At 64.8% G+C, this 25457-nt stretch carries 20 protein-coding genes; 10 read left to right on the plus strand and 10 right to left on the minus strand.

What is annotated here, in order from left to right:
• Positions 1-122: 122 nt before the first annotated feature.
• From TZ00_RS06915 to TZ00_RS06945, 7 genes are all read right to left on the minus strand, one after another.
• Positions 123-1172: a lipoate-protein ligase LplAB gene (locus TZ00_RS06915; protein ID WP_044440485.1), complete on the minus strand. Its 1050-nt coding sequence runs from the start codon at positions 1170-1172 to the stop codon at positions 123-125.
• Between the two features lie 82 nt (positions 1173-1254).
• Positions 1255-2103, minus strand: a complete 849-nt coding sequence (locus TZ00_RS06920; RefSeq protein WP_044440487.1) for an alpha/beta hydrolase — start codon at positions 2101-2103, stop codon at positions 1255-1257.
• Positions 2104-2192: 89 nt separating this feature from the next.
• Positions 2193-3038, minus strand: coding sequence for a transglutaminase family protein (locus TZ00_RS06925; protein WP_044440489.1), 846 nt, complete (start codon positions 3036-3038; stop codon positions 2193-2195).
• Positions 3035-3967, minus strand: coding sequence for an alpha-E domain-containing protein (locus TZ00_RS06930; RefSeq protein ID WP_044440491.1), 933 nt, complete (start codon positions 3965-3967; stop codon positions 3035-3037). Before TZ00_RS06930 ends, TZ00_RS06925 begins: the two co-directional genes overlap by 4 nt.
• Entirely contained in the window at positions 3961-5685 is a 1725-nt protein-coding gene (locus TZ00_RS06935; protein WP_084605966.1) for a circularly permuted type 2 ATP-grasp protein, read from the minus strand. Before TZ00_RS06935 ends, TZ00_RS06930 begins: the two co-directional genes overlap by 7 nt.
• Before the next feature lie 167 nt (positions 5686-5852).
• On the minus strand, positions 5853-6554 hold the full coding sequence (locus tag TZ00_RS06940; protein ID WP_044440492.1) for a YceI family protein: 702 nt from the start codon (positions 6552-6554) through the stop codon (positions 5853-5855).
• Complete coding sequence (locus TZ00_RS06945) at positions 6551-7762, minus strand: acyltransferase family protein (RefSeq protein WP_052521371.1); 1212 nt, start codon at positions 7760-7762, stop codon at positions 6551-6553. The genes TZ00_RS06940 and TZ00_RS06945 overlap by 4 nt, the downstream gene beginning before the upstream one ends.
• 186 nt (positions 7763-7948) lie before the next feature.
• Here TZ00_RS06945 and TZ00_RS06950 point away from each other — a divergent pair, with 186 nt between their 5' ends.
• Both TZ00_RS06950 and TZ00_RS06955 read left to right on the plus strand, forming a co-directional pair.
• The gene (locus TZ00_RS06950; protein ID WP_044440494.1) at positions 7949-8608 is read left to right on the plus strand and encodes a response regulator; all 660 of its coding nucleotides are present in this window, start codon (positions 7949-7951) and stop codon (positions 8606-8608) included.
• 99 nt (positions 8609-8707) lie between these two features.
• Positions 8708-9703 (plus strand): sensor histidine kinase, encoded by a 996-nt coding sequence (locus tag TZ00_RS06955; RefSeq protein ID WP_084605968.1) that lies wholly within the window; start codon positions 8708-8710, stop codon positions 9701-9703.
• 1 nt (position 9704) lies between these two features.
• Here the strand turns inward: TZ00_RS06955 and TZ00_RS06960 are convergent, their stop codons facing one another.
• Positions 9705-10664 carry a LacI family DNA-binding transcriptional regulator gene (locus tag TZ00_RS06960; RefSeq protein WP_084605969.1) on the minus strand — a complete coding sequence of 320 codons (960 nt, stop codon included), beginning with the start codon at positions 10662-10664 and terminating at the stop codon, positions 9705-9707.
• 164 nt (positions 10665-10828) lie between these two features.
• On the opposite strand from TZ00_RS06960, the gene TZ00_RS06965 reads away from it, so the two are divergent.
• The 3 genes from TZ00_RS06965 to TZ00_RS06975 are packed head-to-tail and all read left to right on the plus strand — an operon-like array spanning position 10829 to position 15736.
• Positions 10829-12226: an MFS transporter gene (locus tag TZ00_RS06965; protein WP_044440498.1), complete on the plus strand. Its 1398-nt coding sequence runs from the start codon at positions 10829-10831 to the stop codon at positions 12224-12226.
• Positions 12226-13242 (plus strand): Gfo/Idh/MocA family protein, encoded by a 1017-nt coding sequence (locus TZ00_RS06970; RefSeq protein WP_044440500.1) that lies wholly within the window; start codon positions 12226-12228, stop codon positions 13240-13242. Before TZ00_RS06965 ends, TZ00_RS06970 begins: the two co-directional genes overlap by 1 nt.
• 25 nt (positions 13243-13267) lie before the next feature.
• Entirely contained in the window at positions 13268-15736 is a 2469-nt protein-coding gene (locus TZ00_RS06975) for a glycoside hydrolase family 2 TIM barrel-domain containing protein (RefSeq protein ID WP_044441300.1), read from the plus strand.
• Between the two features lie 115 nt (positions 15737-15851).
• On the opposite strand, the gene TZ00_RS06980 is transcribed toward TZ00_RS06975, so the two are convergent.
• Positions 15852-18113 carry a glycoside hydrolase family 3 C-terminal domain-containing protein gene (locus TZ00_RS06980; RefSeq protein ID WP_044440502.1) on the minus strand — a complete coding sequence of 754 codons (2262 nt, stop codon included), beginning with the start codon at positions 18111-18113 and terminating at the stop codon, positions 15852-15854.
• A 260-nt stretch (positions 18114-18373) separates the two neighbouring features.
• Here TZ00_RS06980 and TZ00_RS06985 point away from each other — a divergent pair, with 260 nt between their 5' ends.
• The 5 genes from TZ00_RS06985 to TZ00_RS07005 all read left to right on the plus strand — a co-directional run bounded on the left by TZ00_RS06985 (position 18374) and on the right by TZ00_RS07005 (position 24238).
• Positions 18374-19933, plus strand: a complete 1560-nt coding sequence (locus tag TZ00_RS06985) for an ABC transporter substrate-binding protein (RefSeq protein ID WP_052521374.1) — start codon at positions 18374-18376, stop codon at positions 19931-19933.
• Positions 19934-19997: 64 nt separating this feature from the next.
• The gene (locus TZ00_RS06990; protein WP_044440504.1) at positions 19998-20939 is read left to right on the plus strand and encodes an ABC transporter permease; all 942 of its coding nucleotides are present in this window, start codon (positions 19998-20000) and stop codon (positions 20937-20939) included.
• Positions 20936-22717, plus strand: a complete 1782-nt coding sequence (locus TZ00_RS06995; RefSeq protein WP_044440506.1) for a dipeptide/oligopeptide/nickel ABC transporter permease/ATP-binding protein — start codon at positions 20936-20938, stop codon at positions 22715-22717. The genes TZ00_RS06990 and TZ00_RS06995 overlap by 4 nt, the downstream gene beginning before the upstream one ends.
• Positions 22714-23577: an ATP-binding cassette domain-containing protein gene (locus TZ00_RS07000; protein WP_044440507.1), complete on the plus strand. Its 864-nt coding sequence runs from the start codon at positions 22714-22716 to the stop codon at positions 23575-23577. The genes TZ00_RS06995 and TZ00_RS07000 overlap by 4 nt, the downstream gene beginning before the upstream one ends.
• Positions 23578-23629: 52 nt before the next feature.
• The gene (locus tag TZ00_RS07005; protein WP_044440508.1) at positions 23630-24238 is read left to right on the plus strand and encodes a TetR/AcrR family transcriptional regulator; all 609 of its coding nucleotides are present in this window, start codon (positions 23630-23632) and stop codon (positions 24236-24238) included.
• On the opposite strand, the gene TZ00_RS07010 is transcribed toward TZ00_RS07005, so the two are convergent.
• On the minus strand, positions 24239-25444 hold the full coding sequence (locus TZ00_RS07010; protein WP_044441302.1) for a family 1 glycosylhydrolase: 1206 nt from the start codon (positions 25442-25444) through the stop codon (positions 24239-24241).
• Between the last annotated feature and the right edge of the window lie 13 nt (positions 25445-25457).

Here is a 25457-nt window from a genome sequence, read left to right on the forward strand (position 1 = left end):
ATCGAGATGGACGTAAAGTGTGGTCAGGAGGGTGTTGAGGTCTGTTTTCACACACTGGGCTTAACACCCTCCGCCTGCGATTAACAGCATCCACGCCGCCCGAACCAATCGGACTCACTCATCTAGGGAACTCGTGCGATCCACTCGGGCGTGCTGAACTTGGTGCGCACCAGCTCTTCGGCCTTGGCGTACTCGTCGTCGGTGATGTCGCCGGGCGTTGCCCCGTAGAGTCCCGTGAAGGTCGCGATCATCTTGTCGATGATCTCGGCTCGCGAGAGACCGGTCTGGCTGCGCAGGGGGTCGACGCGCTTGGCCGCCGACTTCGTTCCCTTGTCGCTCATCTTCTCGCGGCCGATGCGCAGCACCTCAACCATCTTCTCGCCATCCATGTCGTAGCTCATGGTGACGTGGTGCACAACGGCGCCGTTGCCGAGACGCTTCTGCGCGGCCCCGCCGATCTTGCCCGTGGGGCTCGTGATGTCGTTGAGCGGCGCGTAATGTGCGTCGATGCCGAGGGACTTGAGGGCGATGATGACCCACTCGTCGAGGAAGGCATACGAGTCGGCGAACGTCATACCCGAGACAAGGGCCGCGGGAACGTAGATGGAGTAGGTGATCACCGAGCCGGCCTCCATAAACATGGCGCCGCCTCCCGAAATACGGCGCACGACGTCGAAGCCGTACTTCTCGGCGTTCTCGAGGTCTACCTCGTTCTTCAGCGACTGGAAGCTGCCGATCACGACCGCCGGCGACTCCCACTCCCAGATGCGCATGGTGGGCTGGCGCCGACCCTCGCCCACCTCGATCGCGAGCACTTCGTCGAGAGCCATCTGCTCGACCGGCGGGACGGCCTTCGAGTGGATGACCTGCCAGTCGTAGTCGCGCCATCCGGTGGCCTTGGCAAGAGAGCGCCGCACGGCGACCGCCACGGCCTCGGGCGAGAAGCCGAGAAGCTGCGCCCCTTCGGGAAGCGCTGCCTTGACGGCTGCGGCGATGGTGGTCGCGTCGGATTCGACGGGCAGGCCCTCGATGGCCGCGTTGATCAGGGGAAGAGCATCGTCGGGTTCGAGAAAGAAGTCACCCGCCAGGCGGAAATTCGCGATGCGACCATCGACCTGGTCGAGGTCGACGACCACGAGTTTGCCGCCGGGAACCTTGTACTCACCATGCATGCAGCCAGCCTACGCCGCTGCAATTCAGGAAAAATGCGCCTAAACGGCCCTTCTCGCGCGCGGCGACCCCGTTTTTCCTGAGTTAGAGCGCGATGTGGTGCTCGAGCCAGTCGACGAGGCGGTCGAACACCTCTGCGCGGTTCGTTTCGTTGAAGATCTCGTGCCGGGCACCGGGGAACACCACCACCTCCACGTCGTCGAGCTTCGAGCGCCGCCGATACGCGCGCGCCAGCCGCCGCATGCTCGCGGGCCCACCGAGAATATCGTCGGAGCCGCCCATGATCAGCACGGGCAGATCGTGCCGGATGTGGCGCCCCGGCACGCCGAAGAGCCGCAGCCCGTCGCGCAAGCCGAACTCCTTCAACGCCTTCGCCTCGAACATCAGCTCGTCGGTCGCGGCACGCTTCTGTCCCTCGACGTCGCGGGTCAGCCACTCGAATCCGGTGCCCCGCCCACGACCGGGGCGGTGACGCCGCGTCAGGTCGCCGCCATCCATCGACCCCGGCATCCGGTATGCCGTGCCGGTGAACACCACCCCGTCGAACGCCGTCGAGCGAGTGTTGATGACCCGCTGCAGAATGAGTGAGCCGAGGCTGTGGCCGATGGCGAAGAGCGGAACGTCAGGCACCTCGTCGCGCAGCAGACGGGTGAAGCGCACGATGTCGTCACCGGCCGCGCGCAGCCCGCCCACGCCCATGCGGTGCTCGCCGGGTCGGGGGGTTCCGCCGGGCAGTAGCGCGGTCTGGCCGTGGCCACGCTGGTCGTGTGCGTACACCGAGTAGTCGGATGCGTTCAGCCGACCCGCGAGTTCGGCATACCTCCCCGAGTGGTCGCCGAGGCCGTGCACGATCTGCACAACACCACGAGGGCGGTCGACCGGCCAGGCGGAGTAGCTGATGGCGACGCCGTGGTCGCTGAGAAACTGGGGCACCCGTTCATTGTGTCGCCGTTCCCTGAGCTTGTCGAAGGGAATCGGCCCTTCGACAAGCTCAGGGACGACAGACTCAGGGAACGACAGGCTCAGCTCTCGCGAGTGATCTCCACCGTGACGAAGAGGCTCGAGCCGAAGGGACCGGCGTACACACCGCGCAGCGGAGCCACGTCGTTGTAGTCGCGACCGCGTCCGACCGTCACGTGGCGGTCTCCGATGTCGATGGAGTTCGTGGGGTCGAAGCCCCGCCAGTCTCCGCAGTACCACTCGACCCACGCGTGCGATTCGCCCGCGACGGTCTCGCCGATCTCGGCGTTCGGCTTGGGATGCAGGTAGCCCGACACATAGCGCGCGGGGATTCCCACGGAGCGGAGAGCGCCGAGGGCGATGTGCGCGATGTCCTGGCAGACGCCGCGCTTGTCGGCCCAGGAGTCCTTGGCCGTGGAGTGCACGTGCGTGACGCCCTGCACGTACTGCATCTGGTCGCCGATCACCGAGCAGATCTCGAGGGCGGCCTCGCACGGGCTCTCGTAGCGCGACGCGATCTCGGCAGCAAGCTCGACGATGTCGTCGGCCGGGTCGGTGAGCCGTGTCTGCTTGGAGTGCTCGACGAAAGACGTGGCCTTCGCCGAGGCATCGGCAAGCGCCTCCCACCCGACGGTGTGCGGCTGGTGCGCGCGCGGGCGCACCTCGACAAGGCTGTTCGCGGTGAGCGACAGCTCTTTGTGCGGGGTCAGTACCTCGAAGCTCGACACTCGGGTGCCCCAGTAGTCGAGGTAGTTGTGGTTGCTCGAGACGGGAGCGATCTCGAGGTTCGAGAAGAGCACGAACTGGTCGCCCGACGAGACGGGCAGCATGCGCGCTTCGTTGTACGACGCGGCGACCTCGCCCTCGTAGCGATATCCGGTGACGTGCCGGATGCGAAGCCGGTTCATGTGTTCTCTCCCGTCCAGGAAGGAGCCGCGTTGGTGGGGAAGTAGCGCGTGCGAATGGCCTCTGACGCGGTCGACGTCGCATCCTGCACGCTGTCCATGTGCTTGGGCAGCTCGTGAAGGATGTCCATGATCGGTCGGTATTCGAGCTGGCTGCGGATCTGGCCGAGCAGTCGCTGAGCGTTGTCGGTCACGCCGACGCGATCGTTGCGGGGTTCGATTGCCCGAAGCGACTCCTCTGCCCGCGAGACCGAGAAGATGATCGAGCGCGGAAACAGTCGATCGAGCAGCAGAAACTCGGCCGCGTTGCGCGCCGACGGCACGCCGCGATAGGTGCGCAGATAAGTTTCGTAGGCGCCGCACGATCGCAGAATGGTCGTCCAGCTGGGGCCGGATGCCTCGGTGAGGCTTCTCGTCGCCAGCAGGCGGGCCGTCATGTCGGCTTGCTCGAGCGAGCGCCCGAGGTTGAAGAAGTGCCAGGCCTCGTCGCGGCTGGTGCCGGACTCGACGATGCCCACCGCGAGCGCGGCCCGCTCGCGCACCCAGCCGAAGAATTCGTGGGTCTTCTCAGCCGCGACCTTGCGCGGCATCTTGGCGCGGGTCGTGTTGAGGCACTCCCACAGCTCGGTCGACACGATCTCGCGCGCCCGCCTCGCGTTCTCGCGGGCCGCTCCGAGCGAATAGGCGATGGATGCGGGATGCGTGCGGTCTACCGCGAGTGTCGCAAGCACGTCCTGCCGCGTCAGTTCGCGCTCGGGGCCGGGGACCTCGCTGCCCATGAGCGCGAGGAGCGAGCGGCAGGCGAGGTCTTCTTCGATCCACGGGTCTTCGAGCAGCAGCTGCAGGTGCACGTCGAGGATGCGGGCGGTTCCGTCGCTTCGCTCGATGTAGCGACCGATCCAGAAGAGGCTCTCGGCGATGCGGCTCAGCATTCGTCTGCTCCCTCTGCTGCGTTCCGCTCGTCGAGCCTGTCGAGGCGCGGCATCGGCAGCGGTGGATGTCCCGGACTCCAGCGGGCCTGCTGCTGTTGTTGTTGCTGGTCGTTCTGCGGCTTGTCCTGCGGCGAGTGGTCGACGGCGTGCTTGCCCACGATCGGAATCGACTGCGTGTTCGCCGCCTGGTCGGCCACCAGACCCTGGATGTTGCGGGCCGAGGACTCGTGGAAGAAGTCGGGTTCGAGCCCGATGACCCAGGTGTCCTTCGATCCACCGCCCTGGCTCGAGTTCACGACGAGCTCGCCCTCGGGCAGCGCCACGCGAGTGAGCCCACCGGGCAGAACCCAGATGTCGCTGCCGTCGTTGACGGCGAACGGACGCAGATCCGCGTGACGCGGCCGCATCCCATCTTCGACCAGCGTGGGGATCGTCGACAGCTGAACGACGGGCTGCGCGATCCATCCGCGCGGATCTTTGAGCAGCCGTTTGCGCAGCGTCTCGAGTTCGGTTTTGGATGCCGCGGGACCGACCACGAGGCCCTTGCCGCCCGAGCCGTCAACCGGCTTCACGACGAGCTCATCGAGGCGGTCGAGCACCTCTTCGAGCGAGGCCGGGTCTTCGAGGCGCCACGTGTCGACGTTCGGGATGATCGCCGTCTCGCCGAGGTAGTACTTTATGAGGTCGGGCAGGTACGTGTAGACGAGCTTGTCGTCGGCGACCCCGTTGCCGACCGCGTTGGCGATCGTCACGTTTCCGAGCCTGGCCGCCATCATGATGCCGGGCGAACCCAGCTGGCTGTCGGCACGGAACTGCAGCGGGTCGAGGTATTCGTCGTCGACCCGGCGATAGATCACGTCGACGCGCATCGGACCGGCCGTGGTGCGCATCCAGACCCTGCCGCCAGAGCAGAACAGGTCGCGGCCCTCGACGAGCTCGACGCCCATAAGACGGGCCAGCAGGGTGTGCTCGAAGTAGGCCGAGTTGTAGACGCCGGGGGTGAGCACGACCACGTTGGGGTCGTCGACGCCGGCCGGCGCCGATGCACGCAGAGCCTGGAGGAGCTTGTTCGGATAGTCGCCGACCGGGCGAACGCGCATGCTCACGAACAGTTCGGGCAGCGTCTGCGCCATGACCCGGCGATTGGAGATGACGTAGCTGACGCCCGACGGAACACGAACGTTGTCTTCGAGCACCCGCCAGGCGCCCTTCTCATCGCGAATCAGGTCGATGCCCGAGACCTGGATGCGCACGTTGTTGGCCGAGACGATGCCCGCGGCCTGGCGGTGGAAGTGACTCGACGAGCTGATGAGCGCTGCGGGAATGACGCCGTCGCGCACCGCGTGCTGGGGGCCGTAGATGTCGGCGAGAAAGGCCTCGAGCGCGCGCACTCGCTGCTTGATTCCGGCCTCGACGTTGAGCCATTCCTTCTGCTCGATCACCCGCGGAACGGCGTCGAGGGGAAAGGGCCGCTCTTCGCCGGCGAAGTCGAAGGTGACGCCCTGAGCGAGATACGAACTGGCTAGCGCATCGGTGCGCCCGCGCAGTTCCTCTTGTGTCATGCGGGCCAGCGCCTGGTACACGTCTTTGTAAGCGGCACGGGCCTCGACGGGTGCCAAGGAACTCGGTTCGGGGAACATTTCGTCCCATGCGCTCGCGGACCCACGCGACGAACGAGGGTTGAGTGTGGCGCCGTAACCGGCGAACAGGTCGACCATGCCCCGAGCCTAGTGCGGCGGTGTTGCCGGTGTGTTTCGGATGCTGCGAGCTGGCCGAGTGCGCCGGTCGAGCAGACCGGATGCGCTGAGGTGCGGAAAGTGGCCGCTTTCGTGCGCGTTGATGCGGCCATCTTCCGCACCTCAGCGGACCGAATGGATCGGAGCAGCTATGAGGCGTTCGCTCCCTTCTGCAGCGCGAGCGAGAACTCGATCGAGCCCTTCGGCTCCACCTTGACGAAACCGAGGTCGGGAGCGGTGACGCCGTAGTCGGCGAACGTGATCGGAACGCTGCCGACGAGAAGCGCCCCGTCACCGCTGAGGGCGAAGGTCACCGGCGCGGTCACCTCTTTGGTGACGCCATTGATGCTCAGGCTCCCCTTTGTACTCACGGTCTGCGACTTCTTCAGCGACGAGGTGTCGACCTTCAGCGGCTCCGCGATCGTGAAGGTCGCCTTCGGAAAGCGGCTCGTGTCGATCGCGGTCGTTCGGAAGTACTCGTCTCTCGCCGCCTCGGTCGTGGCGATCGATGCCACGTCGACGCTGATCTCAGCGCTCTTCACGGTGTCAGACGTCGTGGTGATCGCCGCGTCGATCTTCGAGGTGCGCCCCGTGACGGTGACGTCGGTTCCGTTCAGAACCTCTTTGACCCGGTACCCGGCATAGGAGCTCGAGCCCGTCTTCCACGATCCGGCCAGTTGATCGCCGGCGAGCGTGCTCGGCTTCAGCACTCCTAGGTCGTCGGCCGGCGCCGCCGCGGCCGGGCCGACCACGAGGTCTCGGTAGAGGGCGGGACCGGCGATCAGTGCCGTTGCGCCGAGGGCGACGACAAGGGTTGCGGCGGAGATGACGACGATATTGCGAGTTCTCATGAGTGGGTCCTTCTATCGGTGGTGGGATCTGTGGTGAGTGAGCTCTTGCGGGTGACGAGCGCTGCGGTCGTGGAGTGAACGAGGGATTCGAGCGGTCCGCGACGCGCGAAGCGGAACCAGATCAGGGCGAAGGCGACTGCACCGGCGACGAACGCCAACAGCACCCAGAGTGGCTGGCCGGGCATCGCGTCGAGGCCGGCGACGTTGATTGTCAGCACGTGCAAGACGTAGATCGTCAGCGACATCGATCCCGCCGCGACGACCGGTCGAGTGAGGCGGGGCAGCCGCTCCGCGACGGCGAGACACACGGCAAGGACTGCCAGCGCGACCCCGATGCCACCGACGATCTCGAAGGTCGAGCCGGTGTGCGCATCCGCCCCCAGCAGAATCGACCAGTCGAGCGAGCCCGACGCGTCGGGCGGGCCGGCGACCGGCCGCGGACCGAGAGGGGTAAGCAGAGCCGAGAATCCGTATGCGACGAAGGCCATGCCTATTCCGATGGCGAGCATCGTCGTGCGTGACAGTCGGGCGATGTCCAACCGGCCGAGCGCCAGGCCCACGAGAATGAACGGCATCCACGTGACGGCAGGATAGATGCCCGTCACGAGCAGCTGGTCGATGCCCTCACCGGAGATGAGCGTGATGGGGTCGACGCGGGCGACCACATCCGCCGCGCTCGAACCCCACCACCATGACTGCACAAGCAGAGCGACGACGGGGCCCGCGAGCGCCCAGCAGCCGGCGATCACGAGCAGGGTTCGCGCCGTGAGTCGCAGGAACGGGATCGCGAGCAGAAAGAACACGCCGTAGTAGGCGAGGATGACGGCCACCGGAGTGCCCATCGCGGTGAGGGTAACTCCGATCGCCATGATGAGCAGGCCGCGCACCGCAATGCGCAGCCGGGTGCGCCGGGGGTCGGATGCGCCGGGCGGCGTCGCGCCGCCGCTCAGCAGAGCGAGCGAGAGCCCGGCGAGGGTGGCGAAGAGAATCGAGGAGTGCCCGGATGCCACGAACATCAGCGCGCCGGTCACGCCTCCGACGTCGGAAGACGGCCCCACGTGAACCGCGAACATGCCGAACAGCGCCAGCCCTCGTGCGAGGTCGATGCCCCGGATGCGAGGACGAACGCCGTTGGTCTCGGTTGTCTGCTCGGCAGGCTTCTCGGCGGCCTTCTCGACGGGCGGCGCTGTGACCGTGGCTGTGCTCATGAACCACTCCTGTTCTTGGGGGCGATGTCGTGTGGGAGGGCGATACATCGACTCTCCGGCAGCAGCAGAGTCGGCAGTATCCGCCGGTCGACCGGAGTACCCCCGACACCTGGGGGATATTCGCCCCCGCGAGAACGACCGCGCAGTTTCTAGCCCTACGGTGGAGACGAACAGGATGGAGACCCGATGATCCGCGTGGTGGTGATCGACGACGAGGCGCTCGTGAGAAGCGGGTTCCGCTTCATCCTCGAAGCCGTCGACGACATCGTTGTGGTGGGTGCCACCGATGGCCATGGGGCCATCGACCTCATCGCCGAGACCGATCCCGACGTCGTGCTGCTCGACATCCGGATGCCGGGGCGCAACGGCCTCGAGATCCTCAGCGAGCTCGATCCGCACGCGGGCGGCCCGGTCGTGGCGATGCTCACGACCTTCGACACCGACAGCTACATCGCCGAAGCGTTGAGGCGCGGAGCCTCGGGCTACCTCGTGAAGGACACCGACCCCGAGCAGCTGCCGCACCTGGTGCGCAGCCTCGCCTCCGGAGGAGTCGTGCTCTCGGCCGAGGCGAGCCGGGCGGTGCTGCACAGGCAGCTCGGCACCGTCGACAACGAGCTCGCGAAGAAGCAGGTGGCCCAGCTCACCGCGCGCGAACGCGAGGTGCTCGTCTTACTGGCCGGCGGCGCATCCAACACGGAGATCGGCTCGTCGCTGCATCTCAGCAGCGGAACGATCAAAGACCATGTCAGCTCGATCCTGGGGAAGTTCGGGGTGGCGACCCGCGTGCAGGCGGCCCTTGTGGCCGATCGCGCGGGCCTGCTCGAGAACAGCGGAGGCGCACGATGAACGCCGTGTATCGCCTGTACCTGCGGACCCCCCCCGATCGTCATCGATCTGCTCCTCGCGGGGCTGGCGCTCACCGATGGGCTGCTCAGCCTGTGGCGCATGACCGACACCGACACGATCTACACGATCGTCGCCGCGGGTGGGTTGCTTCTGCGTCGTCGTGTGCCGTACCTGGCGCTCGCTCTCACGCTGCCCAGTCTGTTCTTCGGGTCCTCCAACGTCGCTGCGATCGTCGCGCTGTACACGGTCGCTGCGCTGTCGCGCTCGCGCGTCGGCGTGCTCGTCGCGGCGGTCGTCGTCTTCTGCGGAAACACCAGCTTCTGGGCCGAGTCACTCACCTTCGCCGAGTCCGTTCCCGACATCATCTACAGCCTCATGGTCGCGGCCGGCCCCACCGCCCTCGGGCTGCTGACCCGCACCTATGGCGAGCTGGCGCGCCGAGTCTCGGAGCTCAGCATCCTGCGCGATCAGGAGCGCGAACGCATCAGCGACGAGGTACGCGCCGCCGAGCGGGTGCAGCTTGCCCGCGAGATGCACGACGTGGTCTCGCACCAGGTCAGCCTCATCTCCGTTCAGGCGGGTGCTCTGCAGGTGCGGTCGGCAGACCCCGAGGTGAAAGAGGCCTCGCTGACGATCCGGCGCCTCGCCTCGCGCACCCTCGAGGAGCTTCGGCAGATGGTGGTTGTGCTGCGCGGCCCCGCCGACGAGGGCGTGTCACTCACGCCCCAACCCACCCTGGCGAGCGTCGACGAGCTGATCGCGAGCAGCGGCCTCGACGTCGAGGCCAGCCTCTCTCTTCCCGCCAATCTCTCCCCCGCCGTGCAGCGCACCCTGTATCGCGCCGTTCAAGAGGGACTGACGAATGTGCGCAAGCACGCCCCCGGCGCCCGAGTGACGGTGCGCGGAGCGGTCGAGCGGAACGAGATCGTTGTCACGGTCACGAATTCGGCGCCCACTCAGCCCGCGCTCGACCTGCCTTCTGCGCGGCATGGGCTGCTTGGGTTGGCCGAGCGCGCGGACATCCACGGCGGGTCGTCATCCGCTGGCGCGACACCGGATGGCGGGTTCGAACTGATGCTGCGGCTGCCCCGCTGACCTAGGCGGAGTCCCCGTCGATCATCTGGAGCGGGAAGGGGCGGTTCACTGCGCCATCGGGGTTTCCGGTAACTGCCGCGATGATACCGGCGACCATAGCGTGCCCCGCCTCGCTGACGAGATATCCGACGGTACTGAGCCGGGGAACCATCACTTGCGACAGAGGCGTGTGGTCGACCCCGACCACCGCGACGTCCAGAGGAATTCTTCGCCCACGAATTTGGGCGGCCGCCACGAGCGTCGCGGCGACATCATCGTTGTAGCACGCGATCGCGATCGGCTCAGGGCCCACCGAATCGAGGGCCGCGAGAGCATCGCCGCGGTCTATGCCCAGCCTGAGCGTGGCGGGCTCGGGCAGCTTGTGCTCTCGACACTCGTCACGAACTCCCGCCTCTCGTTCGTCTCCGAAGGGATCTTGGCGAGCGTCGCTGAGGTGGGCGTAGGCGAGGCGGCTATGTCCTTTGCCGATCAGATAGCTGGCCTGCAGCCTGCCGATCTCGTAGTCGACTTTGCGACGTTCGCCCGGGGTTGAGGTGTCGAAGACTTCGACTCCCCTGGCCAGCATGATGTGTCGTTCCTCAGCGGTGAACGGCAGGAACGACAGAACACCGCGGGGATTCAACGACGAGATCAATCGATCAAATGATTGCGGCGAAGACGTGGCCAGTCGCAAGACCAGCGTGAGCCCATGTTGGGCCAGCTCTTCCGTCGCGCGCTCGAAGATGTTCTGAAGGTTCGCACCGAACGTCGTGTCGGGAATGAGAGCGAGGACGAGGTCGCTTGTCCCCCTCACCAGACTTCGCGCTGCAGCCGATGGCCGATAGCCCATGTCGCGCGCGACTTGTTCGACCTTCTCGCGCGTCGCGGCGGCAAATTTGTGGCCTCGTCCATTGAGGATTTCGCTCACGGTCGAACGGGATACCCCCGCAGTTCGTGCAACGTCGCGACTCGTGGTGACCACGCGCCCTCCTCACCTCGGACGGAACCACAGTCTATACGTGTGTTACGTGACAACTTGGGCGGACTTGTGTATTGTCACGTAACAACATCGGATTTCCGATGTGCCCATAACCGACACGGCTGGATGTAGTTCGCTCGGTTTTCACAACAACGGAGTTCTGATTCATGTCACCCAATCCATCTGACGACACGTCGTCACCACTGTCCGACCCTCAGGCGTATGAGTTGCCGCTGAACCAGCCGGCCACGATTCAAGTCGGAGCCGAGCGCATCAACGATGCTCTGGCAGACACGTCAGCCGACACCCTGCCGAAGCTGCGCACCCGATACCTCTGGGCGATCTACATCACCCAGCTGACACTCTTCATCGCGTTCATCGTTCCGATCGCATTCTCGCTCGCGATCAGGGTCGCTCAGGTCGCACCCGACAACCGCGATGCGATCCTCGCCCTCGCTGTTGGACTTCCTGGCCTGTTCGTCGTCATCGGCACCCCGCTCGTCGGCATGTTCAGCGACCGCACACGGTCTCGATTCGGACGGCGACGTCCCTGGCTGCTCTTCGGCAGCGTCCTGGGCCTCGTCGGGTCGGCCACGATCGCGCTCACGGGTGACGTCGCAGGTCTGGTCATCGGTTGGTCTGTCGCCTACACCGGATACGGGATCGCGGCTTCGATGCTGGGCACGCACCTCGGCGACACCCTTCCAGCGCTTCAGCGCGGACGCGTGATGGGGATCCTGGGTGCAATCAGCCAGATCGCACCCATCCTCGGCATCTCCGTCGCCGGTGCGCTTGTCGCCAGTCCGATCGGACTGTTCCTCCTGCCCGCCGGCATCGCGTTCGTCGGCAGCCTGTTCTTCATTCTCGTCATGCGCGACCCCAAGGTGAACACCCCTCGGCCGGAACTGAAACTCTCGAAAGTCTTCGAGGGCTTCTACTTCAACCCGCGCCGATACCCGAACCTCGCCTGGGTGTGGATCAGTAAAGCGTGCGTTTTTCTCGCAATCTCGATGTCGGGCCTCTACGGCGTCTACCTCCTCACGACTCGCCTCGGCCTCGGCCCTGCGGACATCGGCGCGCTGCTCGCCACGACCGGTCTTCTCGGCGTTGTCACCGGCATCGTTGGCGCTGTCGGATCCGGTTACCTTTCCGACAAGTTGAAAACCCGCAAACCGTTCCTGGTTTTCAGTGCCATCGCGCTCGGCGCAAGCATGATCGTCTCCGGCACGTCGAACAGCGTGCCGCAGTACATCGCCGGTGGCCTCCTCCTGTCTCTCTCCATCGGCGTCTACGGCGCAGTGGACCAGGCACTGGCGCTGGACGTTCTCCCCCGCGACACCGACGAGAATGGGCGCTTCCTCGCCATCATCGGAATCGGCAGCACGCTTCCCCAGGCAATCGGTCCATTCGCCGCCGGTATGGTCCTCGCGCTGGGCTCGGGCGATTACACCGTGGTGTACATCGTGGGCGCCGTGGTCGCGATTGCGGGAGCGCTCTTGATCATCCCGATCAGCGCAGGTCGTCGCGCCGATCTCGACACCCACAGCGTGAAGGTCATGAGGTAGTGAGGGGCTCCGCAGGCGCGGGGTCGTCCACGCCGACTCAACGATGGGCCGCGATCGGAACGGGAACGATCTCACGAAGCGTCGTGCCAGACCTCCAAGCCTGCGACGGAGTGGACGTGACCGTGGTGCACAGCCGCGATGCGAGCAAGGCAGCACGATTCGCCGACGATTTCGGGATCGCGCGATCCACCGACGACTACGCAGGTCTTCTCGCCGATGACAACATCGACGTCGTCTACCTTGCGACCCCGTTCGCGACCCACCATCGCATGGCGCGCGAGGCACTCGAAGCGGGAAAGCATGTCCTCGTGGAGAAACCCATCACGATGACGTCCGCCGACGCCGCCGAGCTGTTCGACATCGCCGCAGCACACAACGTCTTCCTCATGGAAGCCATGTGGATGAAGTTCAGCCCTGTCTTCCTGCGCCTTCACGAAGAGATCGCCGACGGCTGCATCGGGCAGCCTCGAAACCTCCGCGCGAGCTTCGGCATCCCTTTTCCCTCAGACGGAAACAGCAGCAAGTGGGATGTGGCCAGAAGCGGTGGAGCTCTTCTCGACCAAGGGATCTACCCCATCACGCTCGCCCACTCCGTATTCGGCGTACCGGTCGGGGTCACGGCATCCGGAACCATCCGCGAGGATGGCCTGGACGTCGCCGAGCACTTCACCTTGGAATTCTCGGACGGCCGTTTCGCGCAGTGCTCCAGTTCACTGGCAGAGTTCACCGAACTCACGGCGTCCGTCGGCGGTGAGACAGGATGGCTGACCCTCACTTCGCCCTTCTGGGCGACGACCGATCTGGAGGTCCACGCCCGCACCCCTCTCCAGATCTTCCGTGTCCCCGAACTGATCGAGTACCCGCGGGAGGGCAGCGGCTACCAGCCGATGCTCCGGGCTGTCCGGGATGCCATCGGCAACGGCCTCACCGAACATCCCGCTCACACCGCTGCCGACACGATCGCCGTGATGCGCACGATCGACGACATCTTCGCGCTCCTTCGCAGATCACCCTGAGAACACGAAAGAAATGCTCCTCCCCATGACCACAACCTCCTTCAACACCGGCTGGACCGTCCGACCCAAAGTCAGCCCCTACGCCCAACTGCAGGCACCTCAGGGAGACGGCATCCCCGTCACCCTCCCTCACGATGCGATGATCACGCTTCCCCGCTCCGAGGACGCGACCTCGGGAGGACGAGGCGGGTACTTCCCCGGAGGCGTCTTCGAATACTCGAAGACGTTCGACGTGCCAGCGGACTTCGCGGACAAGAGGGTCTCGATCGAATTCGAGGGTGTCTACCGCGACGCGATGATCTTCGTCAACGGCGTCTTCGCCGGCCAGCGTCCGAACGGCTATTCAGGGTTCGTGGTCGCCCTCGACCCGTACCTGCGGTACGGAGCCGAGAACACGATCAGGGTTGACGCACGCGCGCACGACGACTCCCGGTGGTACACCGGCATCGGCATCTACCGTGATACCCGACTGATCGTCAGCAGCCTCACCCACATCGAGCATGGCGGACTGCAGATCACCACTCCAGACGTCGATGCTGAGCGGGCAGTCGTCGCCGCAGTGGTGACACTTCGAAACGACAGCCTCCACACCCGGACTGTCACCGTTGTCACTCGCATCGACGGGCCGGACGGCGTTCAGGTGGCCGAAGCCAGCTCGCCCGCCACTATCCGGGCGGGTGAGGGCCTGACCGTCCGGCAGCGGTTCTACGTGCCCAGCCCGTCGCTCTGGAATGTCGAAACACCGACGCTCTACTCCGCTCGAGCTGCGGTCGTGGAGGACGCCGGGATCCAGGACGAGCAGTCCAGCACCTTCGGGATCCGGGTGCTGCAACTCGATCCCCAGCATGGGCTCCGAATCAACGGGCACACCGTCAAGCTTCGCGGTGCATGCATCCACCACGACAACGGGATTCTCGGCACCGCAACCATTCGGCGAGCGGAAGAGCGTCGCATCCAACTGCTGAAAGAAGCCGGGTTCAACGCGATCCGCAGCTCCCATAACCCGCTCAGCCCCGCGATGCTCGACGCCTGCGATCGACTCGGGATGCTCGTTATGGATGAGACCTTCGACATGTGGACAGAAGGAAAATCATCCTTCGACTACTCCCTTTCCTTCCCTGAATGGTGGGAACGCGACGTCGAAGCGCTCGTGACCAAGAATTTCAATCACCCCAGCGTCATCTTCTACTCCATCGGAAACGAGATCATCGAAACCGGGGATCCCCTGGGCTCCGCGTTGGGCCGTCAGATCGCCGAAAAAGTGCGTTCGCTAGACAGCACCCGCTTTGTCACCAACGGCATCAATGGATTCGTCGCGGCGCTCCGCGACGTCGTCGAAATGATGCACGCGAACGCCGGGAACGCCGACTCCAGCAGCGAAGGAGGCGTGAACGGTGCAATGAATTCAGCCGCCGACTTCATGAGTCAGATCAACGCATCTCCCCTCGTCACGTCGAAGACCGAAGAGTCCTTCTCCATCCTTGACGTTGCCGGGCTGAACTACGGTGACAGCAGGTACCTCCTCGACAAAGAGCAGTTCCCCGACCGCATTTTGGTCGGCAGCGAGACCTTCCCGCCCGGGATCGCCACATACTGGCGCCTCGTCGAAGACAATCCGCATGTGCTCGGCGACTTCACCTGGACAGGCTGGGACTATCTGGGTGAGGTCGGAATCGGACGTGTGCAGTACGCCGACGTCCCAGCCGTCTTCGAGGCCCCGTTCCCCTGGATCACAGCCTGGGTCGGCGACATCGACATCACCGGCCACCGCCGCACGATCTCGTACTACCGAGAGACTGTCTTCGGCATGCGCACGCGACCATTCATCGCTGTTCAACGACCCGAGAACTACGGCCGACCGGCCCTGCCCGGTATGTGGGCCTGGAGCGACACAGTCTCAAGCTGGACCTGGGACGCAGCCGATGGCACACCTACCCTTGTGGAGGTATACAGCGACGCCGACGAAGTCGAACTCCTCATCAATGGCGAATCCCAGGGACGCGAGCGCTGCGGCCGGGACCATGCCTACATCAGCAGGTTCACCGTCAAATACGTTCGAGGCGATATCACCGCCGTCGCCTACACGGACGGAACGGAAACCGCCCGCACAACCATCGCCACTGCCGCCCAGGATGGGATAGCACTCACCGCGACTCCCGACCGGGCGGTTCTGTCAGCAGACGATACCGACCTCTGCTTCATCGCCATCGAATTCCGCGATTCCAATGGCATACTCGCCACCACGGTCAATGACCCCGTCACCGTGCATGTCGAGGGCCCGGCAATCCTCCAAGGGCTAGGAAGCGCACGACCCGATAACCCGGAACGGTACGACGCCGTGGAACACACCAGCTTCGATGGACGTCTCCTGGCTGCAGTTCGACCGACTGGCTCTGGCCCCATCACAGTGACGGTCTCGTCCGAGGACTACGACACCGTGGTCGTCGCGCTCGACGCTGTGGAGAAAACAGTCGTTTCTGGCGACAGAAGATGACAATCGTTCCTCCTCACCGATCACGGTAGAGCCCCTCGCTGCCACGGGGAGCGGACCTCTCGCAGAGTTGTTGTGCGCAGGAGGTCCGCTCTCGCCCGGCTGCGGGCGACCGTGCCTATCTCTGCGCGTTCGAGGCGGCGAGCACCTGATCGAGCATGTCGCTGCTGACCCCCATCATCGCGATCCGGCCCAGAGGGTAGGCACCCATGATCGTTTGTAGAGCGCTGTCGTCGTCGAAGATGTCAGCCGCCGAAGCGTTCTCCTGACCGTTGGCACCCATCGCCTGCGCGAGGAGCGGACCCGCAACAGGGTGAGCCATCGCCTCGGCCAGGGAAGAGTCGCGGGTGAGGGCAACATCGATCTCGTCGCCCACGACCTCGACCTCTACTTCTCCGCGTAGGTCTCGACTGGAGGACGCCGCGACGAAGGTGTAGAGACCTCCCTCGACGACCCATTGCTGCGCGATCGGGTGCCAATAGGCGAGATCGGCGCGGCGGGCCCGCATGGTCACTGTCGCACTTCCCCCCGGTTCAAGCTCCACGCTGCCGAACGCCTTCAACTCGCGTACAGGGCGTTGAACACTGGAGTTGCCGATCGAGCTGTAGACCTGCACGACCTCTCGACCAGCTCGGGCCCCCGTGTTCGTCACCGAAACAGTCACGTCGATATCGCCGTCGTCGGTGATGACCGCCGTCGGCTCTCCGTATGAGAAAGACGTGTAACTGAGACCATGCCCGAAGGGGAAGGCGACGTCCATGTCTCGGGCGTCGTACCAGCGATAGCCGACGAACAAGCCCTCGGAGTACCGCACGTGGCTGAACTCGCCGCCATACGAAAGGAACGCGGGGGTGTCCTGCAGGCGCAGCGGCAGGGTTTCCGTGAGCTTTCCCGAGGGATTCACATCACCGAAAATTACGTCAGCCGTGCCCCCGCCGCCAGCCTGACCGAGCAGCCACGCTTCGAGGATCGCAGGAACGCGCGCTGCGAACGGCAGCCGCACAACGCTTCCATTGGACAGGACGACGACCACGCGCGGATTGACTGCGATGATCGCCTCGATGAGGTCGAGCTGGTCCTGCGGAAGGTCCAGATGCGAACGATCGAGCCCCTCGGATTCGGCACGCCCGGGGAGCCCAGCGAACACAACGACAACGCGATGAGCGGCGGCCAAGTGGACCGCCTCCTCTCGGAGCGCGGCGATCGTCTCAGTATCCGTCGTCTTCTCGAGGCTGAATCCTGCGGCGAACTCGATCGTGCCGTTGGAGAGAGAGCGCATCTCATCGATGGCCTTGTCCAGGCGCGTGGGATTGATGTTCGAGGATCCGGAGCCCTGGTACCGGGGCTGCTCGGCGAAAGCCCCGATGACAGCGATGTCCTCGTCTCGGGAGAGCGGCAGAAGGTCGTCGTCATTCTTCAGCAGGACAATCGAACGTCCTGCTGCCTCGCGAGCGAGCGCATGATGGGCATCGACGTCGACCGCACGGGCCGAATCCGTGGGAGCGGTCTTCTCGGCGAGCTCCCACAGTCTCTGCGCTGCCGCGTCGACGTGGACCGCGTCGAGCGACCCGCTCTCAACGGCGTCGACGATCTCCTGATCGGATCGTCCTCCGCTCGGAGGCATCTCGAGATCCATGCCGGCAGCGATAGCGGCAACGCGATCATCCACCGCGCCCCAGTCCGAGACAACGAGGCCATCGAAGCCCCACTCGTCGCGCAGAACCGACGTGAGCAGCCACGGGTCTTGCGAAGCATAGACACCGTTGATGCGGTTGTACGAACACATCACTGTGTAGGGATGTGCGTCTTGAACCACTCGCTGGAAGCTTCGCAGATAGATCTCGCGGAGCGGCCGCTCATCGATATCGCTCGACGAGCGCATGCGATCGAACTCCTGGTTGTTCGCAGCGAAATGCTTGAGTGACGCACCCACGCCCGTCGCCTGGATGCCCTGCACCCATGCGGCCGAGAGCGTGCCCGAGGCGATGGGATCTTCAGAGAAGTACTCGAAGTTGCGCCCGCACAGCGGCGACCGCTTGATATTTGCGCCGGGACCGAGGACGACATCGACGTCGAGCGCACGAGCCTCGCGCCCGATGGCCTCAGCCACGCGAGCGATGAGCTCTACGTCCCACGACGAGCCGAGTCCGGCAGCGGGAGGAAAGCAGGTCGACGGAAGACTCTGGGCGATACCAAGGTGATCGTGCGCTTTGTCCTGTCTGCGCAGTCCGTGGGGACCGTCCGTCAGCGTGATCTCACGCAGGCCAATGCTCTCGATCGGCTTCGTGCTCCAGAAGGTGCCGCCGCTGGTCAGCGAGGCCTTCTCCTCGAGCGTCAGATTGGCGATACCCGCCGAAGTAGAGGTGATTGGGGTGTGCATCGTAGATGCCGCTCCTCTCGAGCGAAGGCGGTTTCCCGGTACTCCGGCTCTGGTCTGGTCGGGGCGTCAATGGTCCCGAACGACCGGTCCTCACGACGCCGTGCGATGATCCGCGGCTCGACTCTAACCCAATTTCGCGGCGAAGCGGTATTTTCATTTCTCTAAATTCGCGGAGCAGTGGTAATTTCGCTCAAGACGTGCTTGGATGGCATCCGATCCTGCTGGACAGGGTCGGAATCACTCGACAAAGGAGTTAAATCGTGATCACATTCCGCGCATCAGCGGGGCGTCGCCGACAGGCCCTGGCTGTCGCGACGATGAGCGCAGCACTCGCTCTCACGCTCTCGGCCTGCTCGCCTTCCGGCGGCGGTTCGAACTCGGCCGGCACAGCACCGACCACCATCGGCATCGGCATCGGCGCTCAGCCCGCCACCTTCGATCCGGCGCAACTCGACCTCGGCGAGTCCGCCGTGATCTGGACGGGTGTCTTCGACACGCTTCTGAAGGTCGACAACGACGGCGTCGTGCAGCCGAACGCCGCAAAATCCTACGAATACTCGGCTGACGGGCGTGTTCTCACTCTGTCTCTGCGCGAAGGCATGACCTTCAGCAATGGAGACGCCGTGACGTCGGCCGACGTCGTTGCGACGATCAACCGCATGAAGGAGACCCCCGGCGTCCGCACACCGGACGTCGCCTCCATCGCTTCGGTGGATGCTCCCGATGACCTGACCGTCGTGCTGAACCTCAACGCCCCCGACCCGTCCCTCTTGATCAACCTCGCCACCGGCGCAGGCGTGATCGCGGACGCCGCGACGCTCAACAACGACGACATCGCGCTCAACCCGATCGGGTCAGGCCCCTACGTGCTCGACACGGCTGCCACCGTCACGGGTTCCTCCTACGTCATGACGAAGCGTGAGGATCACTGGAACGCCGCCGCGTACCCGTTCCAGACCGTCACTGCCCGCGTTCTCGCAGACAGCCAAGCACGCTTCAACGCACTGCAGGCCGGCGAGATCTCGGTTTCGACGATCGCTTCCGATCAAGCCGACTCGATCAAGGCGGCAGGATTCAGCGTGCACGTTGTCGATGCAAGCGCAGTCGGCAGCCTGCTGTTCCTGGACCGTACCGGCTCGATCGTTCCGGCGCTCGGTGACGTTCGTGTGCGTCAGGCAATAAACATGGCCTTCGACCGCCAGCTCTACGTCGACCAGCTCCTCCTCGGAGCCGGCGTACCGACGGAGCAGTTCTACAACCCCGGCCAGCCCGGGTACGTAGAGGACCTGAACAAAACGTACCCGTATGACGTCAAGGGCGCGAAGGCTCTGCTGGCAGAAGCCGGCTACCCCGATGGCTTCGCGTTGACGATGCCCAGCACGTACTTCTCGCAGGCCACGGAACCCGCACTCACGCAGACGCTGGCGGATATCGGAATCACGGTGACCTGGGAATCCGTGCCGCCACAGGAGGTCGTCAGCTCGCTCTCGTCGGGCAAGTACGCGATGGCGTGGTTCTACGAGGGTCTCAACTCGCCGTCGATCATGACGCGCAGCGACCTCGGCGCCGACGGGCTTCTCAACCCGACCAGCTACACGACACCTGAACTCACCGCTCTGCTCGACAAGGTGAACAGCCTCACCGCTGACCCCGACGCGCAGGGCGCGGCATACGAGGAGATCAACAAGTACTCGGTAGAGAACGCGCTCGTCGCACCCGTGTACTACACGTCGACGTACTACGGTCTCGCCAAGGGGATCTCGTTCCTCGCCGACACAGCAGTCCCGCTGGACATCGCCAACTACGGCATCGCCGGTTGACCTTCCCCCACCCGCGCAGTGAGGTCCCGGTCCGCCGGGACCGCACTACTACCTTCTGAGAATCATGGCTGCCTACATTCTTCGTCGCTTCGTCGCCGGCATCGTGCTGGCCGTGCTCGTGACCTTCATCACCTATCTGCTCCTGGCAACGACCTTCGACAGCGTCGTTCGGGCACTCCTCGGACCTGCGGGAACCGACGAGACGGTGGCGGCCAAGACCACGCAACTCGGCTGGGACCGACCGATCCTCGTGCAGTACGGCGACTGGCTCCTTCACGCGGTCCAAGGCGACCTGGGACGATCCCTGTTCACCAGCGAGCCGGTCATCCCTGCGGTGTCACAGCGGCTGAGCGTGACCCTCTCCATCGTGCTGGTCGCGCTCGTTCTCTCGGTGCTGCTCAGCATCGTGCTGGGAGTGACCGCCGCGGTCCGCGGTGGCATCGTCGACCGGCTCGCTCAGGGCATCTCACTGGTCGGCATGCTTATCCCCGGCCTCCTGCTCTCCATCGGCCTGGTACTCGTCTTCGCGATCACGCTGAAGGTACTACCGGCAACCGGATACACCGCGCCGGGCGACGACTTCGGCCGGTACCTTGCGGCGATCACCATCCCCGTCTTTGTGCTCGTGGTCGCGGGGACCGCAAGCATGTCCGCCCAGGTCCGAGGCGCGATGATCGGAGAGTTGCGGAAAGACTACGTGCGCACCCTCGAGGCCCGCGGACTCTCTCGCCGCGCGATCATCCTCAAGCATGTGCTCCGCAACGCTGCGGCTCCCGCCGTCACTGTGTTGGGCTTCGAGTTCATCACGATGCTCGGAGGAGCGATCTTCATCGAGAAGGTCTTCGCACTGCCCGGTTACGGCACTTTCTCACTCAACTCCGCTCTCCGTGGAGACGTTCCCGTCATCCTGGGCATCACCGCATTCAGCGTGATGCTCGTGGTGTTCGTCAATCTCCTCGTCGATCTCGCGATCGGCTGGCTGACCCCGAAAGCGAGGATGCTATGAGTGCTGAGCAGCTTCTCAACGACCCCGACCTCTCTGCCACACCTCGCCGATCGGTCCTGCGGCGGCTCGCCCGCGACCCGCAGGCGATCATCACCACGACCCTGATTCTGATCATCGTCGCCGCCGGTTTTCTCGGGCCCATCTTCCTTGCAGTCGATCCCAATCAGGCCGACCTCAGGTCGGCGAACGCTCTACCCGGAACCCCCGGCCACCCCCTCGGCGCCGATCAGAGTGGACGCGACATCCTTGCCCGGCTCCTCGCGTCCGCCCAGACGAGCGCGATCTCTGGACTCATCGGCGCCGGGGTCGCCCTCGTGGTTGGCGTCACGATGGGACTCATCGGAGGCTACTTCGGGCGGCGCACCTCAGCCGTCACGGAGTGGGTCTTCAACCTCGTTATGACGTTCCCCGGCGTGCTGCTGCTTATCGTGCTCACTCCCGTCACGGGAGGCGACTACCGCTTCACGATGCTCATCTTCGGTTTTATGCTCTCGCCTACGATCTTCCGGATCACCCGCAACCTCGTGATGGGCACAAAACAGGAGCTGTTCGTCGACGCCGCCCGCGTGTCCGGCCTGTCGAACACGCGCATCCTCGGCCGACACGTGCTGTCCGCCGTACGCGGGCCGATCATCGTGGCGACCGCGTTCCTGATCGGCACCGCCATCGCCACCCAGGCCGGCCTCGCCTTCCTAGGAATCGGCTCGTCGGCGGTTCCGAGCTTCGGCTCGATGGTCGGGGAAGGCTTCACGAATCTCACTCGACGGCCTCTGCAGTTCCTCTGGCCCAGCCTCGTACTCGGTATCCTCACCGCTTCGCTTGTCCTTCTGGGTAATGCGCTGCGCGACGCGCTGGAGGGACTACGCACAGTGCCGCCCCGTCGTGGCCGCACGGAATCGCCGGCGGAGCCGGTATCGATGGGCGAGGAGGACGAAGCCCCGCTTCTGAGGATCCGCCATCTGGCCATCGGCTACCCCTCCACGACCGGCGAGATCGAAGAGGTCGTTCACGGCGTCGATCTCGACGTGCGCGCGGGAGAAATCCTGGGGCTGGTCGGCGAGTCGGGCTCAGGGAAGACCCAGACGGCGTTTGCCGTGCTTGGCCTGCTTCCGCCGGAGGCGGTGATCACCCGTGGTTCCGTGCAGCTGAACGGCAGGGAACTGCTCGGGCTGAGCGGCGAGGAACTCCGAACCTACCGCGGCAAGACAATCGCCTACATCCCGCAGGAGCCGATGTCGAACCTCGACCCCTCTTACCGCGTCGGGTCCCAACTCGTGGAGTCGCTCCGAGCCACGTCGACCCTCTCGAATCGAGAGGCGAAGGAACGCGTTCTCGCACTCCTGGCGCGGGTCGGGATCCCCGATCCGCAACGGGTGTTCCGGATGTACCCCTTCGAGATCTCGGGTGGCATGGCGCAGCGCGTGCTGATCGCCGGTGCCGTCGCGAGCCGTCCTGCCCTCCTGATTGCTGACGAACCGACGACGGCACTCGACGTCACCGTTCAGGCCGAGATCCTCGATCTGCTGCGCGATCTGCAAGCGGAGCTCGGTATGGCCGTGTTGCTCGTCACGCACAACTTCGGAGTGGTCGCCGACCTCTGCGAGTCCATGGCCGTTATGCAGAAGGGACGAATCGTCGAGACCGGCAAGGTCCGCCAGACCTTTGCAGAGCCTCAGGCGGACTACACCCGTACCCTCTTGGACTCGATCCTCGACGAGGACACGGTGCGCACAGATCCGCCCGTGGCTCCGCGCGACCACAAGGAGGTAGCCCGATGAGCGAGCAACTGCTGAGCCTGCGAGATCTGCGCGTCTCGTTCGGCACCCGTGGAGTTCTGCGTAAGCCTCGGGAAGTACTGCACGGCGTCTCGCTCGATGTCGCCGCAGGCGAGACTCTTGGCGTGGTCGGCGAGTCCGGTTCGGGCAAGACGACCATCGGCCGGGCCGTCCTCGGTCTGGTCAAGCCCAGCGGCGGTTCGATTCACTTCGACGGCACCGACATCACCGCCGCGAACGCAGCGAAACGTCGACGGCTGGCGCGGGACATGCAGGTCGTCTTCCAGGATCCCTACAGCTCCCTCAATCCCACGATGACGATCGGCGAGATTCTCACCGAGCCGCTCGTCACCCAGGGATCGACCGCTCGGGATGCCCGCAGTCGCGTGCGGGGGCTGCTCGACGAAGTCGGCCTGCCCCTCGGCGCCATCGATCGCCTTCCTCGTGAATTCAGCGGTGGCCAGCGGCAGCGGATTGCGATCGCTCGTGCGCTCGCCCCGTCGCCGCGATTGATCGTCTGCGACGAGCCGGTCTCGGCCCTCGACCTGACGACGCAGGCGCGAGTGCTCGAACTGCTTCTGGAGATCCAGCGCTCCACCGGAGTCGCCTACCTCTTCATCTCGCACGATCTCGCCGTCGTCCGCCACATCAGCCACCGGGTAGCCGTGCTCTACCGCGGCGACCTCGTCGAGACGGGGCCCGCGGCAATCGTCACGAAAACACCGGAGCACCCGTACACCGAGCGTCTTCTCCTGGCGGCTCCCGTCGCCGACCCAGCGGCTCAGGAGCGTCGACGCGCCGAGCGCGTGCGCTTGCGCGAGGAGCAGCGCGCGCGGGATGAGCAGGCGGGCGCAGTTCTCTGATCAGCGATCGGCGAGAAGTATCATGAGCTGACCACACGCGCAAGGAGACTAGATGAGCGAGAAGCCGACAGCGCGCGGCCCTTACGCGAAGACTCCGATTGTGCGCGCGAGAATCCTCGCCGCCGCAACCGCCGCTTTCTCCGAGTCCGGCTATCGCGCGACGACGATGAAAGACATCGCCGAACGCGCCGGTATCAGCCAACGCGGTCTGGTGCACCACTTCCCCTCGAAGGACGACCTGCTCGTGCAGATCATCAAGACCCGGGAAGAGTCCCTCGCCGAACAGATCACCGAACCGGCGCATACCGACTTCCTCCGCGCGATCCTTCGAGTCGTCCACGACAATGTCAAGAATCCTGGCCAGGTCGAGCTGCACACACTGCTGTCAGCCGAGGCCACCTCGCCCGATCATCCGGCGCACGAGCACTACCGCGTGCGGTACGAACAGTTCACCGAATTCGCCGAAGAGGCACTGCAGCGTCTGCACGACGAGGGCGAACTACGCGATGGAATGGACGCGCGGATCCTCGCTCAGATGCTGATCGCGCTCAGCGACGGAGTCCAGATCCAGTGGCTCTACAACCGTGAGGACGTCGACGCCGAGGCGGTCATGGGAGCCTTTCTCAAGCTGATCGGCACACCAGCCCGCGTCATCGTCTGATCATTGCCGGTGCGCGCCGGCGCGTTGTCCGAGCCAGTAAAGGCTCGGCTTGGGGATGCGGACGAAGGTCGTCCGGTCGACAGCGATGAGACCGAACGTGGGACCCCAGTGCCCCCACTCGTAGTTGTCGAGGATGCTCCAATGCAGGTATCCGCGAACATCGATGCCATCAGCGACAGCATCCGCAAGTCCAGCAAGAGCACCCTCGGTATAAGCGATACGGCGGGTGTCATCCGCGGTCGCGATGCCGTTCTCCGTCACCAGGATCGGGACCCCCGCAACCTCCGCCGCGTGACGGACAGCCATGCCCAGAGCATCCGGGCGGTACGCGGCACCGGTGAGGGTATTGTCCGGGTGCGGAGGATGTGCGACGAGACCGTTCTCGTCAACAGCCTGCGACGAATACGCCTGGACCCCAAGGAAGTCGTCCTCGCGAGACGCCTCGAGATAGAGATCCTCCCAGTCATAACGCACCGATACCAGCTTCTCCTCATTGCCCGGCGTTGCGGTCAAAGCCAGGCAGGCGATGCTCCAGCCGACCTTCGCGCCGGTGCGCTCACGGATAGTGTCGCGGACCGCCCGATGCAGCTCGATGAAACGCCGCCCGATCACCGGGTCAGGATCGGGAAGCATCGCCGCCCGACCACTATCGGGCTCGTCCTCCACCGTGGGACTGACCCAGTCGCCCATATCCCCTGAAGTGAACATCTGCTGCGCTTTGATCATCATCGAGAGCATGTTCGGCTCATTGAAGGTGATGATCCACTCAACACCCGTCAGGATCGGCATGACCGTATCGACGTAGAAGGTCCACCGCTCGAGAGCGGTGTCGCCGGCCCATCCGCCTTCATCAGCGAACCACAGCGGAATCGTGAAGTGATTCAAAGTGATCACCGGAGTCAAACCCAGCTCGAATGCCGTGTCGATCATCCGCCGGTAGTGGGCGAGCTCTGCCCACGAAACATGCCCCTGTCGCGGCTCGATCCGCGCCCACTCGATACCGAAACGGTACGTGTCCAAACCGGCGTCGGCGAGCAATTGCATGTCCTCCCGATAGCGGTGATAGCTGTCCACCGCATCACCACTCGGCTCCATGCCGGGCATCATCGCCTCGCTCTTCCACCAGTCGCTGGCGAGGTTGTTTCCCTCGATCTGATGAGGTGCCGAAGAGGCACCCCAGAGGAAATCCGGGCGGAACGTGGACATGTGCTTCTCCTGA

Origin of the sequence: Agreia bicolorata (assembly GCF_000938265.1) — a bacterium.
In the GTDB taxonomy this organism is placed as follows: Bacteria; Actinomycetota; Actinomycetes; order Actinomycetales; family Microbacteriaceae; genus Agreia; species Agreia bicolorata.

Coding starts and splice junctions, on each gene's coding strand:
- TZ00_RS06930 (WP_044440491.1), bottom strand. CDS start 3,967: ATGCTGAGCCGCATCGCCGAGAGCCTCTTCTGGATCGGTCGCTACATC.
- TZ00_RS06945 (WP_052521371.1), bottom strand. CDS start 7,762: ATGAGCACAGCCACGGTCACAGCGCCGCCCGTCGAGAAGGCCGCCGAG.
- TZ00_RS07005 (WP_044440508.1), top strand. CDS start 23,630: ATGAGCGAGAAGCCGACAGCGCGCGGCCCTTACGCGAAGACTCCGATT.
- TZ00_RS06915 (WP_044440485.1), bottom strand. CDS start 1,172: ATGCATGGTGAGTACAAGGTTCCCGGCGGCAAACTCGTGGTCGTCGAC.
- TZ00_RS07010 (WP_044441302.1), bottom strand. CDS start 25,444: ATGTCCACGTTCCGCCCGGATTTCCTCTGGGGTGCCTCTTCGGCACCT.
- TZ00_RS06995 (WP_044440506.1), top strand. CDS start 20,936: ATGAGTGCTGAGCAGCTTCTCAACGACCCCGACCTCTCTGCCACACCT.
- TZ00_RS06965 (WP_044440498.1), top strand. CDS start 10,829: ATGTCACCCAATCCATCTGACGACACGTCGTCACCACTGTCCGACCCT.
- TZ00_RS06955 (WP_084605968.1), top strand. CDS start 8,708: ATGACCGACACCGACACGATCTACACGATCGTCGCCGCGGGTGGGTTG.
- TZ00_RS06925 (WP_044440489.1), bottom strand. CDS start 3,038: ATGAACCGGCTTCGCATCCGGCACGTCACCGGATATCGCTACGAGGGC.
- TZ00_RS07000 (WP_044440507.1), top strand. CDS start 22,714: ATGAGCGAGCAACTGCTGAGCCTGCGAGATCTGCGCGTCTCGTTCGGC.
- TZ00_RS06990 (WP_044440504.1), top strand. CDS start 19,998: ATGGCTGCCTACATTCTTCGTCGCTTCGTCGCCGGCATCGTGCTGGCC.
- TZ00_RS06950 (WP_044440494.1), top strand. CDS start 7,949: ATGATCCGCGTGGTGGTGATCGACGACGAGGCGCTCGTGAGAAGCGGG.
- TZ00_RS06980 (WP_044440502.1), bottom strand. CDS start 18,113: ATGCACACCCCAATCACCTCTACTTCGGCGGGTATCGCCAATCTGACG.
- TZ00_RS06935 (WP_084605966.1), bottom strand. CDS start 5,685: ATGGTCGACCTGTTCGCCGGTTACGGCGCCACACTCAACCCTCGTTCG.
- TZ00_RS06940 (WP_044440492.1), bottom strand. CDS start 6,554: ATGAGAACTCGCAATATCGTCGTCATCTCCGCCGCAACCCTTGTCGTC.
- TZ00_RS06975 (WP_044441300.1), top strand. CDS start 13,268: ATGACCACAACCTCCTTCAACACCGGCTGGACCGTCCGACCCAAAGTC.